This window comes from Acinetobacter rudis, assembly GCF_000829675.1.
In the GTDB taxonomy this organism is placed as follows: Bacteria; Pseudomonadota; Gammaproteobacteria; order Pseudomonadales; family Moraxellaceae; genus Acinetobacter; species Acinetobacter rudis.
Genome location: NZ_BBRX01000020.1, coordinates 61,679 through 73,973, shown reverse-complemented (window position 1 = coordinate 73,973; position 12,295 = coordinate 61,679). Strand labels below are relative to the sequence as shown.

Sequence of the window (12,295 nt, the reverse complement as noted above, 5' to 3'; positions counted from 1 at the left end):
AGTTAAAGTCCAAAATGTATACCTGCAAATAAGAATTATTTTCAATTAAGTTTCACTCTTACTTTCCACTTTGTATAATCAGCCAATCGTGCTTAGCTTTCTGCACAGTTTTGACATCTATCAGCTGCGGTAATATCTGCATAAATGCATCATAGTTGTGTAATTGGAAGCGGCCAGAAATTAAAATATTTTGCGTATCTGGATGTGAATAAGAAACTTCAAATTTTTGATAGGGTTTAAATGCAGCAATCGCTTGTTTTAGTGGCGTATGATCAAAAACAACATAACCCTGCTGCCATGCGGTCTCTGTATTGAGCTTAATTTGATTTAAACGATAGAGCTGATTGTGTTTATTTTCATAAAAATCATTTTCTTTTAAAATCAAATCTTGCTGATTTGAATCTGTTAACAGACGAACTTTTACGCTACCCTGCAAAACTCCAACACGATTATGATCAGCAGTATAACGGCGCACATTAAATACAGTGCCAATATCCTCGACTTGCAGCATGCCACTATTAACGATAAAACGACGTTCAAAAAATTCTAAACGTTTCCAGTTCGAATGATCCACATTGAAAATTGCCTCACCCTGCTCAAGCTGAATTCGTTTTGAGAACAGATGATAGTTGACCGTTATTTTTGAGTGACTATTTAAGTGAACCGTGCTGCGGTCTAACAACTGAATCTGCTGCGACTCTCCTACTTGGGTCTGCCACTGTTGAGTTTGATAGGCTGGATCAAGCCAATACAAACCACCACCGAAAGCAATAAACCATGCCAAAGCTGCATATGAAATTTTTTTCTTATGTTGACGTTTCTTCGCACGTTGCAATATCTCTTCTTTACTTGGTAAACGCTTTAACAAGCGATCCTCAAACGGTGATATCGCTAACTTCACATCACTTAAACTATATTTTTTAGGCTCATCGCTATGATCATCTCTCGGTGACTGTGACATTATTCGTGCTCATCAAATAAAAAAGGAATAAGCACTTTTAATGCTCGAGCTAAATGCTTCACAACCATGCCTCTAGAGATTCCCATTTGCTCTGCTATCTCGACCTGAGACATATGATAAAACTGCATTAAAATAAAGACATCCTGACATACAGGTGGTAGAGCCTGAATCGCTGCCATAATTTTTTCTTCAAACTGATCTTGAGCAATTAATAATTCAGGCCCTGTCAGTCGTTGATCATCATCAACCCAATCCAATACATCAGTGTCTATATTAAGATGTTCATCTATACGTTTACTGCGACGATATAAATCAATTGCCAAATGCAAACTAATCGTTTTGAGTAAGGCCAAAGGAGAATTCACCTGATCGAGCGATACATGTTTTTTTTCTAAAACATGCAAACATGTTTCTTGCATAACTTCTTGTGCAAATTGCTTGTCACCAAAACGAGCACGAATAAAGCTCAGTAACTCAGCATAATTTGACATAAGAACTTGCAGAAGCTGATTGTCAGAGCGCTCCATATCACAACAAACCCAATGCGAATGATTATTGTTTATTATTATACATTATTTGTATTTGAAACTGACTGTGTTACATAAACATTTAAGCTAAAGCGAAAGCTTTAATCACTCAATTATTTGTGGACACAACTGAAGCCATAGGCCTATTTAACTCAATAAGCCTATCGTTAAAAATTTATCTAATATTACTAGGCTTAATTTAAAGCCTGACTGACCTCAGCCACCATTTTTTGCATACCCAGTAAACTGTCGTTCATTAAGTACCAAGTTGCTGAGTCTAAGTAGATAATATGGCCGTCTTGAGCGACTTTGCTTTTGTTTACCAATGGATTATCAAGGACTTTCTTTGCTGCATCTTTTTGATCAGTAATTGCAGCACCACGATCGATAACAAATAAGTAATCAGGATTCTTTTCTGCAATAAATTCAGGTGAAATCGCCATACCATGCAGACCAACTTTAATACTGGCATCAGCAGGTTTAAAGCCATATAAATCATGAATAACACCAAAGCGAGAGCCTGGCCCATAGGCAGCTAATTTATTGTTATTGACCATAACGATCAGTGCGGATTTGCCTGCACTTTTTTCTTTTACTGCTGCAATATCTTGCTCAAGTTTGGCAAGTTTTTGCTCTGCCACATCAGTTTTATTCACCATTTTCGCAATGTTCAAGGTTTGTTGCTTAAAGGCTGGGAATTGGTTGTTATAGTCAACTTCCATAAAATAGGTCGGTGCTATTTCCTTGAGCGCCTGCATTTGGTTTTCCATGCGGCCATTGATTAATATTACTTCAGGTTGGCTCGATGCGACACGCTCAAGATTTGCCTCTTTAGCACTACCCGCGTCAATAAAACGAGCATCAGAGAATTGCTTTAATGCTTGTGGTAATGCAGTACCTTTGGCGACCGCAACGACCTGATTTTCAGCTCCTAATGCTGTAATGGTTCCTAAAGCATTACCATCCAATGCGACAATTTTAGTTAAATGACGCGGGATACTAATTTCACCAGCTTTGCTGCTAAAGCTCTGTTGTTGATCGGTTGTTGTGCTTGCGGTTTTTTCTTGCTGATCAGCAGGTTTGTTGGATTGCCCACAACCTGTAACAAATACAGCCATAAACCCGATTGCCCATAAACTTTTGCTCAAACTTTTTTGCTTAAATAGCCTCATGATGTGCTCCTAACTAATAAAATAAAGTCCAAATCTGTGTTGATTAACCTGTTGAATTGGAATATGAAAATCAAAAATATCTTCTAAAGTTTTTTCATTCATTAATTGATCAGGATGACCTTGATAAACCAGTCGACCATTTTTCATGGCAATAATTTCATCGGCATATACCGATGCAAAGTTGATATCGTGTATTACAACAACAATGGTCTTACCGTGTTGCTCACATAACTGTTTTAAGAGCTGCATCATCTGGGCTGCATGTTTCATGTCTAGATTATTCAGTGGCTCATCTAAAAGGATATAATCGGTATCCTGAGCTAAAATCATGGCAATATATGCCCTCTGGCGCTGTCCACCTGATAGCTCAGTGAGTTGCTTATGCTTTAGATCACCCAAATCCATGTATTCAATCGACTGAGTAATTTTTTCATGGTCTTCTTGATTGAGGCGTCCCTTAGAATGTGGAAAACGACCAAAAGTCACTAAATCAATTACACTTAATCTCAGTTCGGTATGATTGGATTGTTTGAGTATCGCGAGTTTTTTGGCAATCTCACCATTTTGCATCTGCTGCATATCCAGACCATCTAAGAATACTTGTCCTTGATCTGCTGCTAACAAACGACTCATCAATGCCAATACAGTACTTTTTCCTGCACCATTAGGCCCAATAAATGCAGTGAACTGTCCTTTATTAATCTGTAGTGATACATCATCCACCACAGTATTGTGTTGATAGGACTTGCTCAGATTTTTTAAGACAATTGCCACTTTTTATTCTCCTTCAATAGTATCCAGAAGAAATAGATTCCACCCACAAAATTAATAATCACACTGAGCGTGGTTTTTAAATTGAGTAAGTGCAACACCACAAACTGCCCAATTAACAACACCAATAAGCTGACTAAAATAATGCCCGGTAATAAAATACGGTGTTGATGGGTTTTGAAAATCTGCAGACTAATATTTAATACCAACAAACCTAAAAACATCATCGGTCCAGCAAGTGCGGTGGCAGATGCCAAAGCCAATACCACCACAATCAGCAATTTAAGACAGATTTGATCGTAATTAAGTCCAAGATTAAGTGCATGATCACGCCCGAGAGCCATGACATCTAATTGGCGGTAACGAAAACAGACATAAATCAAGATTGGAAAAATAGTCAGTGCAGATAAATACAGTGCAGGCCATTTCACTGCATTAAAACTGGCAAAACCTGCATAAGCTGCGATCTGAAACTCATCTGGATTGAGTAATACTTGTAAAAAGGTGGTTAAACTATCAAATAAAGTGGCACAAATCAGACCAATGAGCAGTAAAAAATACATCTGCGTCTGGGCAACGCGTTTAAAGATCAATTGATAAAGCATCAATGCAAATAACAGCATTACACCTACACTGGACAAATAGTCCATCACTGGATGCATCGATAAAAGTGTACTGGCACCCCAAAAATAAATAATCAGCGTTTTAGATAACTCATAAAGTTTATCTAAACCTAGTGCCTGAGGGGTGACGACTCGATTGTTAACAATACTATGAAAGACCAAGGTTCCTGTGCCAATCGCAACAGCAGATACAACAATTGCAAGAATGGTTTTTAGACGCAGCTTAATTGCATACTGCCAGATATGGCTAAGATCCCAACTGAGGTAAGCTGTACTTATAGATAAAACAAGTATCGTCAGGATCATCAATTTCGTTGAATGATTACTCAGCTTAGGCATGTTGATACCTCCGGAGCAATAACCATAAGAACATCATGCTCCCGAGTACCCCCATAATTAAACTAATCGGGATCTCATAAGGAAAGATAATCAAACGACCAAATATATCGCACAATAAAACCAACAAAGCACCAAGCAAAGCGGTATGAGATAAGGTGAGACGAATATTGTCTCCCAAATAAAGACTGACAATATTCGGGACAATCAACCCCAGGAAAGGAATCGCTCCAACTGTCACAACAACGATTGCCGTCATGATTGAAATAAGCAGCAGTCCAATAAATAACGTTGGCTTATAAGCAAGTCCCAAATTGGTGGCAAAGTCCTCCCCAAGCCCAATTAAAATAAAACGATTTGCAAAAAAATAAATCAGCGCCAGTACAGGTAGACTCAAATAAATCAGCTCATAATGACCATTTAAAATGCTGGAAAAATCACCTTGCATCCAGCCCATAATGTTTTGGAGCAAATCTAGCTGTAAAGCAATAAAAGTCGTGACAGCAGAAACAATGCCGCCAAAAATCATTCCGACTAAGGGCACAAAAACAGGATCACGATGTTTGAGGGTTGCTAAAATACTCATAAACACCATGCTACCGGCTAAGGTAACCAACATCGCAAAACCAGCTTTGAGCAAGATCGAAGCGGCAGGCACCACAATAATCGCCAGTAATACGCCCAAACGAGCACAATCAAAAAGCCCTGCAGTTGTTGGTGAGACAAAACGGTTACGACTCAAGGTTTGCATGATCAAACCACACACGCTTAGACCTGCACCCGCCATCAGTATCGCCATTAAACGTGGTAAACGACTGGTCCAAAATAATTCCCAAGCATGACTCTGCCCAGACAGAAGTGCTTGTACTGTCATATCTGCCACGCCAACAAATAAAGAAAACAAGGCCAGTGGAAGCAACAACAAGAAAATATAGCGGCGTTTTAGCATATTCAAATCGTGACTCAGTTCAGGGCTTTGGCATCATTATTGAGTTCAATAATTTTCCAGTTCATCTTGATAAAATATGAGCAATTCACAACCATACCTCATATGTAATTAAAAATCATTCTCATTTAGTGTGCTTGAGTTTAAGTCCGCTGTTTTAATTCAACTTTTAGTTAAAATTTTAATTCAAAAAAAATTTAGATATATCTTTTATGTAAAGGAGAATCATTCTCTATTGCAAATTACAAATAAAAGATATATCTTTTTCACATGAGATCAGGAGGTAAAGGCAATGCAAAGTCGAAAAACACAGCGACAGCGTGGTTTTGGGCATGGAGGCTTACGTTTGGTTGTGTTGCATTTTTTATCGCAACAACCTAGACATGGCTATGAATTAATTAAAGTTATTGGTGAGTTAACCAAAGATCTTTATCGGCCTAGCCCTGGTGTTTTATACCCATTACTCGCTGAATTAGAGCAAAAACAACTGATCAAACAGTGTCCAGCAGAGGGCGATGGTCGTAAACAGTGCTATCAGCTGACAGCAGCAGGTCGGCAACGTTATCAAGAAGAAGAACTGCAGATTGAACAGCTCTTGCAGCATGTTTTGAGATGGACCAAGTACCCCAAGCTTGTGGTACAGGCGATTGAAGATTTCCGTTATGAGCTACATGACCATCTCTCACAGCACGCTCTAGATGATGAACAAGCACAAAAGTTTGTACTCATACTTAAACAGACCTTGGAACAGGTCAAACAGTTATAGGATGTTTTCATGAATTTAGCACAAGATAAAAAACCGTACCGCGTTAAACATGCGTTGAAATTTCGTCAGATTGAAGTGCAACAGATACAACAACTCACTCCTTCATTGTTGCAGATTGTACTCACTGGTGATGACCTCGCTGACTTTGTCAGCAGTGCTTTTGATGACCATGTAAAGTTGTTTATTCCTCATCCTGATACAGGTGAAATCATCCTGCCCACTGTGAGCGAACAAGGTCTAAAATTCCCTGAGGGGAAAGCGCCTGTCATGCGAGACTACACACCGCGTGCCTATGATACTGTAGCAAAAACAATTACTTTGGAGTTCGCTATTCATGAGGCTGGTCCTGCCACTCAATGGGCGCTAAAAGCTAAGGTGGGTGACAAAATTGCGATTGCTGGTCCCCGTGGCTCAATGGTTATTCCTGACAGTTATCAACATCATGTGTTATTTGGTGATGAAACGGCTTTACCTGCTATCGCCCGACGTTTAGCAGAATTACCCGCAACTGCTCATGCCTTAGTGATCGTCGAAGTCGACAGTGCAGCTGATCAATTACAGTGGCAAACTCAAGCACAGGTCACTACGCATTGGTTGCATCGTAATGGTCAGTCTGCTGCACATATAGATTTTTTTGATCAAGCATTGACACAGCTACAACTCCCTAAAGAAGACTATTATATTTGGATCGCAGCTGAGCTTAAGGTTGCGCGTCATTTAAGAAAACGTCTGGTCAATGACTTTGCTGTAGATAAAGCATTTATTAAAGCAGCTTCATATTGGCAAAAAGGCACCCAAAACAGTGGCCAAACCTTAGCTGATGATGAAGATTGATTGACATAGTCAAATGATAAGACGGTAATTTTATCTGAAGTTCACATGGGTGAAACAACAAAAGACTCGGATTATAAAATCCGAGTCTTTTGATTAATAAGTTAAAACATTTAACTTCTTTTCAACTGTGTTTACCCTTAGTCTGACTGAGTTTTCTTGAGCTCATCTTTAGGCATAAATGAGCTACAGACTATGGCAAGTAAGGCCATTGATAAAATATAAATCGAAATTAGATGTGGACTCCCTTGTCCGACACTTAATAACTTGGTTGCAATCAACGGCGCGATCCCACCGCCTAAAACACCCGCAAGCTGTACTGAGATCGAAATCCCACTGTAGCGGATTTCTGCAGGGAACTGACGAGCAAATAGCTGTGACTGCGGCGCATACATAATTGGGAAAACCACGCCTAATGCCAGTACGATGGCAGTCCAGATCCAAAATGGATCTTGTGTATTGAGCATGCTAAAAAATGGGAAACTGTATAAAGCCAAAACTGCAAGTCCAAACATAAACATATTTCGCTGACCGACTTTATCGGATAAATGTCCACATAATGGTGTGGTAAATAAAATCAGTCCTGCACCACATACAGTGGCAAATAAAATTTCTTGCCGCGCAATTCCCAATTGAGTCGTGGTATAGGCAAGCGCAAAAGTGGATGCAATATAAAACCATGCATTTTCTGCTGCTCGGGCAATAATAATCGTGATCAAGGGCTTAGAATGATTTTTAAAGACTTGAACTGCAGGGACTTTAATTTCTTCTGCTTGTTCTTTTACCTTTTCAAAATCAGGGGATTCAGGTACTTTCACCCGTATATACCATCCCACAAATAACAGTAGAACACTGGCAAGGAAAGGTATACGCCATCCCCAGCTCAGTAACTCTTGCTCAGGTAACAACGACACAAACCATAACGCAACTGAGGCGAGCATTAAGCCACCACCGGCACTTGCTTGCGGCAGACTCCCCCAAAAACCTTTGCCACCTTCAGGTGCATGTTCAACAGCCATGAGTACCGCGCCACCCCACTCTCCCCCCATGGCCATGCCTTGAACAAAGCGTAAAATCACCAAACATGCGGCCGCCCAATAACCAATACTCTCATATGTTGGGAGTAAGCCAATCAGTACCGTTGGTACACCCATAAGAAATAATGTTAGTAATAACATCGATTTACGGCCAATTTTATCACCAAAATGGCCAAATACGATGCCCCCCAAAGGTCGACCAATAAAGCCAACCGCATAGGTCGCAAAGGCTGCAAATACACCACTGAGTGGATCTAATTGAGGAAAAAACAATTTATTAAAAATAAGCGCTGCCGCAGCACCATAAATAAAGAAGTCATACCATTCGATGGTTGTCCCGACCATACTGGAAATACCAGCTAACCGATGTGACGATTTTTTTTGTTGCGCATGAACATTACGGTCTAAAGTCATATTGCTCCCTTTCCTTAAAATTATTGTGTCCGATATGAATCCTTCGGTTAAATCTGTCATTCTGCTGTGACTAGACTTTGCATTGGCCTCTAAGGCTTTAAATATTAAGCAATATTTTAAAATGAATTTAGCTTATATTTTTTAATTTGAAGCAGACATTAGCTCAAGTCAATCATCCTAATTACTTAAGTAATTTGAAACATTAAATCATGAAAACAAACACTATAAACACAACCATTTTTAAGTAATTTAAAGTTAATCAACACATGATAATTTCACCTCAATAATTATGCATAAATAAAAGATATTAAGGAAAAACACAGGCAAAATTACAATATAATTTTTTGTTACATTACAACAATTCAACACATATTAAGTACTCAAACATACCGATTAATTCTCAAAAACAAAACCATTAATTCGACTCAAAAAATTATGCAAAATTAACTCACATTGTATTGATTTATATACAATATTAAAAAATATCCATTTGTTTAGTTTTAACAATTAATTCAGCACATAATCACAAAATATGATGCATTAAAATAGGTATGATATTTTTAAAAAAATTAATTCATTTTAAAAATAAACCTGACACTATTTAAAAAAACCGCTAGTATCATTTTTATTTTTTACGATGAACCCAGTAACAATAGCCCTGTGAAGTGCCTGAATAATGCAGCTTGGAGCCTAGATATTCACATTGATATTGTTATGCCTTCGGAGAATTTAATGAAACGTATTGCAATTATTGGAGCAGGCCCGAGTGGTTTAGCACAACTCAGAGCATTTCAGGCACTTAAAGAACAAAATATAGATATTCCTGAAATTGTCTGCTTTGAAAAACAACAAGACTGGGGAGGTTTATGGAATTACACCTGGCGCACTGGAGTCGATCAAAATGGAGAACCTGTACATGGCAGTATGTACCGTTATTTGTGGAGTAATGGCCCCAAAGAGGCATTAGAATTTGCAGATTATTCTTTTGATGAACATTTTGGTCGCGCGATCCCCTCTTACCCTCCGCGTGAAGTGCTTTGGGACTATATCAAAGGTCGCGTTGAAAAAGCCGATGTACGCCAATATGTTCGTTTTCAACATGCTGTACGCTATGTCACTTTTGATGAAGACAGCAAACAATTTAACGTCACTGTACAAGATTACCAACACAACCAAATCTATGATGAAGCTTTTGACTATGTGATCGTGGCCTCTGGACATTTTTCCACACCCCGTGTCCCAGAATATCCAGGCTTTGAACACTTCACAGGTCGTCTCATTCACGCACATGATTTTCGTGATGCAGTAGAGTTCCAAGATCAAACCTTACTCATCGTGGGCAGTAGTTACTCAGCTGAAGATATTGGTTCACAGTGTTATAAATACGGTGCGAAAGAAATTATCAGCTGTTACCGCTCTAAACCGATGGGTTTTAAATGGCCTGATAACTGGTCTGAACGTCCATGTCTAAAATATGTTGATCATGACACTGCTTATTTTGAAGATGGTAGCTCAGCCAAAGTCGATGCCATTATTTTATGTACTGGGTATTTGCATCACTTCCCATTTATGCAAGATCAATTACGCTTAAAAACACACAACTGCTTATATCCGCTTAATCTTTATGAAGGTGTCGTGTGGGAAAATAACCACCAATTGTTTTATCTCGGTATGCAAGACCAGTGGTATACCTTCAATATGTTTGATGCACAGGCATGGTATGTGCGTGATGTGATTCTTGGACGTATCGAGCTACCTGCCGTTGAACAAATGCAACAAGAGGGTCAACAGCTCCATGAACAAGAACAACAACTCGATGATGTTGCTGAATTGATTGAGTTCCAAGGACAATATGTTGAGCGTTTGATTCAGCAGACGGACTATCCAACGTTTGACATTGAGCAGGTCAATCAAATTTTCTTAACATGGCATCAACACAAATTTGATGACATCATGACTTTTCGTGACAAGACCTATCGTTCAGTCATGACTGGCACCATGGCAGCTAAACACCATACACGTTGGCTTAAAGCTTATGATGACTCATTAAAAGCGTATTTAGCGAAAAAAACCGTGAAGAAAGAAGCTTCTTTTAGCTAACTTTTTAAAGTGAACTCTAGCCATAGTTGAATGTGGCTAGAGTGAAATCATCCTCTCTTGTACTGGCTATAGCCCTCATCTGTTACAAAGAGCAAAGCTCCTCATAATTCATCTGTATGTATTTGAAAATATTTCAGTCACATTCATTGGATGACTCAGAGGATTAGAGCTTATCAGTTCACCTGGATACAGGTGAAAAGTACCACTTACAAGAGAGATTTCTCGACCTACGATTAATCGTTGACCGATACAGTCACGATACTACGATAGCTTCGTGGTGCGAGTTTCTGCTGATCTTGTTGCTCAGGTGTGGTGACTGTAATCAAATACTGCCCAGCTGCTGGAAAAATGACTTTAACATCACCTTTGGCATCACTCTGTAGTTTGATTGGTGCTGGTTGTTGTCCAACTTGAGTAAACTGTTTGTCTACTTGCACAGCTAAACCTTGTACGGGCTTAGAATTTAAACTCATATTCAGAGTTAATGGGGTCTTTGTAGAGAGTTGATTTGGGTGTGTAGCGTAGTTCAACACTAAATGCGTTGGATCTGTTGAGACGTGTACAGGGCTGGTTTTATTTTTGGAGAAGAAACTAGTGACTTCTTCGATTCGTTCTACATTCTGCTGTTTATTTTTCGCAGTAATTTCACTTGGTAAAACAAAACTACGCTGTTCGAGCGCGGGTAAGTCTGTTGACTTGATATCCATCACTCTCAGCCAGCGTTTACCAACCTGTGCATACTTAAGTTCACTCTTACGCTGTCCTAAGACTTGATAAGTCCCATCCACTGTGGTTTCAACCGTTGCAACACTCAAGGCTTTTGCATCCGTTAAGCTTAACTTTTGTGGCTGACCTTTAGGGGTTAATACACTAAAATCAAACCCTGAAATTGCAAATTCTGCATCAAATGGTTCTTCGGCAAAGGCTGATAAAATCGCAGTTTGTTCGCCTTGAACCCAATAACTATTCGGTGCAACATACGGCGAATGAGCAAAGCTTTGTGTGCAAAGCGCAAGCAGTGCAAATGAGGCAAGATACTGTTTCATATTCATACAATCTAGATTAAATGAAAATGATTATCAATCAAAAATCTAACTGGGTCTAGCCCTAACATCACAAATATCATGTTGTTTTTTTTCGACTTCTTATTAGATCACCTGCTTTAGCATGCAACATGGATGACATTTACAGTAAAGTTCAGTTATATTCAATAAAAGGACAAATTTCAGCAGGAACACTGGATATGGATTATCAACAGCTGGCTTTTGAACATGCGCCAGCAGCAATCGTGGTACTCAGCCAACGACGCATGATGGCGATGAACCAAGCCTTTGCACAATTATTTGGCTACAGTAAACAAGAGTTATTAGAACAGTCGATTGCCAAACTCTTTCCCAGTCAGGAAGACTTTGAAAAAATTGGCCATGATGCCCTACAAGGTTTATTAGAACAGCGTGGTCTTGGCTACTCAGACCAGCGTTTTATGCAGCACCATAACGGACAGCTTTTCTGGACTCAGACGCATGGACATACGCTCACGCCAGAAGATCCTTTTCGCCTAGCTGTTTGGCACTTTGAACGTAAAGACCAACTCATGCCTAAATTACAGCTGAGTAAGCGTGAAACTGAAATCACCCAGTACATCGTAAATGGATTGACCTGTAAGGAGATTGCTAAATTACTCGGCTTGTCACATCGAACCGTTGAAGTACATAAAGCAAACTTAATGAAAAAACTTGGGGTACGAAATAAGAACCAACTGAGTTCTAAAATCATCACCTCTATTACACCCAAACTTGCCTCTATATAAG

Annotated in this window: 12 protein-coding genes; 4 read left to right on the top strand and 8 right to left on the bottom strand. The window is 39.3% G+C overall.

Annotated elements, in window-relative coordinates; all coding sequences use genetic code 11:
* Window positions 1-58: 58 nt before the first annotated feature.
* The 6 genes from Aru01_RS04790 to Aru01_RS04765 all read right to left on the bottom strand — a co-directional run bounded on the left by Aru01_RS04790 (window position 59) and on the right by Aru01_RS04765 (window position 5,339).
* Window positions 59-961, bottom strand: coding sequence for a FecR family protein (locus tag Aru01_RS04790; RefSeq protein WP_016657884.1), 903 nt, complete (start codon window positions 959-961; stop codon window positions 59-61).
* A complete protein-coding gene (locus tag Aru01_RS04785; RefSeq protein WP_162183598.1) occupies window positions 961-1,452 on the bottom strand; it encodes an RNA polymerase sigma factor in 492 nt (163 codons plus the stop codon). Before Aru01_RS04785 ends, Aru01_RS04790 begins: the two co-directional genes overlap by 1 nt.
* Window positions 1,453-1,682: 230 nt before the next feature.
* Entirely contained in the window at window positions 1,683-2,660 is a 978-nt protein-coding gene (locus Aru01_RS04780; protein WP_016657886.1) for a siderophore ABC transporter substrate-binding protein, read from the bottom strand.
* 9 nt (window positions 2,661-2,669) lie between these two features.
* Window positions 2,670-3,434, bottom strand: a complete 765-nt coding sequence (locus tag Aru01_RS04775; protein WP_016657887.1) for an iron ABC transporter ATP-binding protein — start codon at window positions 3,432-3,434, stop codon at window positions 2,670-2,672.
* Window positions 3,419-4,393, bottom strand: coding sequence for an iron chelate uptake ABC transporter family permease subunit (locus Aru01_RS04770; protein WP_016657888.1), 975 nt, complete (start codon window positions 4,391-4,393; stop codon window positions 3,419-3,421). The genes Aru01_RS04775 and Aru01_RS04770 overlap by 16 nt, the downstream gene beginning before the upstream one ends.
* Window positions 4,386-5,339, bottom strand: coding sequence for an ABC transporter permease (locus Aru01_RS04765; protein WP_016657889.1), 954 nt, complete (start codon window positions 5,337-5,339; stop codon window positions 4,386-4,388). The genes Aru01_RS04770 and Aru01_RS04765 overlap by 8 nt, the downstream gene beginning before the upstream one ends.
* A gap of 289 nt (window positions 5,340-5,628) precedes the next feature.
* Here Aru01_RS04765 and Aru01_RS18610 point away from each other — a divergent pair, with 289 nt between their 5' ends.
* Together Aru01_RS18610 and Aru01_RS18605 are read left to right on the top strand one after the other, a co-directional pair.
* The gene (locus Aru01_RS18610) at window positions 5,629-6,102 is read left to right on the top strand and encodes a PadR family transcriptional regulator (RefSeq protein WP_016657890.1); all 474 of its coding nucleotides are present in this window, start codon (window positions 5,629-5,631) and stop codon (window positions 6,100-6,102) included.
* A 9-nt stretch (window positions 6,103-6,111) separates the two neighbouring features.
* Complete coding sequence (locus Aru01_RS18605; RefSeq protein WP_016657891.1) at window positions 6,112-6,936, top strand: siderophore-interacting protein; 825 nt, start codon at window positions 6,112-6,114, stop codon at window positions 6,934-6,936.
* Window positions 6,937-7,073: 137 nt separating this feature from the next.
* On the opposite strand, the gene Aru01_RS04755 is transcribed toward Aru01_RS18605, so the two are convergent.
* Window positions 7,074-8,384 carry an MFS transporter gene (locus Aru01_RS04755; protein WP_016657892.1) on the bottom strand — a complete coding sequence of 437 codons (1,311 nt, stop codon included), beginning with the start codon at window positions 8,382-8,384 and terminating at the stop codon, window positions 7,074-7,076.
* A gap of 732 nt (window positions 8,385-9,116) precedes the next feature.
* On the opposite strand from Aru01_RS04755, the gene Aru01_RS04750 reads away from it, so the two are divergent.
* On the top strand, window positions 9,117-10,484 hold the full coding sequence (locus tag Aru01_RS04750; RefSeq protein WP_016657893.1) for a trimethylamine monooxygenase: 1,368 nt from the start codon (window positions 9,117-9,119) through the stop codon (window positions 10,482-10,484).
* A gap of 233 nt (window positions 10,485-10,717) precedes the next feature.
* On the opposite strand, the gene Aru01_RS04745 is transcribed toward Aru01_RS04750, so the two are convergent.
* Window positions 10,718-11,530, bottom strand: a complete 813-nt coding sequence (locus tag Aru01_RS04745; RefSeq protein WP_016657894.1) for a DUF4198 domain-containing protein — start codon at window positions 11,528-11,530, stop codon at window positions 10,718-10,720.
* 128 nt (window positions 11,531-11,658) lie between these two features.
* Here Aru01_RS04745 and Aru01_RS04740 point away from each other — a divergent pair, with 128 nt between their 5' ends.
* Window positions 11,659-12,294, top strand: coding sequence for a LuxR C-terminal-related transcriptional regulator (locus Aru01_RS04740; RefSeq protein ID WP_228128760.1), 636 nt, complete (start codon window positions 11,659-11,661; stop codon window positions 12,292-12,294).
* Window position 12,295: the final 1 nt, after the last annotated feature.

Bases quoted from the DNA above. Each gene is read 5' to 3' on its own strand.
- Aru01_RS04790 (WP_016657884.1), bottom strand. From the start codon at position 961: ATGTCACAGTCACCGAGAGATGATCATAGCGATGAGCCTAAAAAATAT.
- Aru01_RS04785 (WP_162183598.1), bottom strand. From the start codon at position 1,452: ATGTCAAATTATGCTGAGTTACTGAGCTTTATTCGTGCTCGTTTTGGT.
- Aru01_RS04780 (WP_016657886.1), bottom strand. From the start codon at position 2,660: ATGAGGCTATTTAAGCAAAAAAGTTTGAGCAAAAGTTTATGGGCAATC.
- Aru01_RS04770 (WP_016657888.1), bottom strand. From the start codon at position 4,393: ATGCCTAAGCTGAGTAATCATTCAACGAAATTGATGATCCTGACGATA.
- Aru01_RS04765 (WP_016657889.1), bottom strand. From the start codon at position 5,339: ATGCTAAAACGCCGCTATATTTTCTTGTTGTTGCTTCCACTGGCCTTG.
- Aru01_RS18610 (WP_016657890.1), top strand. From the start codon at position 5,629: ATGCAAAGTCGAAAAACACAGCGACAGCGTGGTTTTGGGCATGGAGGC.
- Aru01_RS18605 (WP_016657891.1), top strand. From the start codon at position 6,112: ATGAATTTAGCACAAGATAAAAAACCGTACCGCGTTAAACATGCGTTG.
- Aru01_RS04755 (WP_016657892.1), bottom strand. From the start codon at position 8,384: ATGACTTTAGACCGTAATGTTCATGCGCAACAAAAAAAATCGTCACAT.
- Aru01_RS04750 (WP_016657893.1), top strand. From the start codon at position 9,117: ATGAAACGTATTGCAATTATTGGAGCAGGCCCGAGTGGTTTAGCACAA.
- Aru01_RS04745 (WP_016657894.1), bottom strand. From the start codon at position 11,530: ATGAAACAGTATCTTGCCTCATTTGCACTGCTTGCGCTTTGCACACAA.
- Aru01_RS04740 (WP_228128760.1), top strand. From the start codon at position 11,659: ATGGATGACATTTACAGTAAAGTTCAGTTATATTCAATAAAAGGACAA.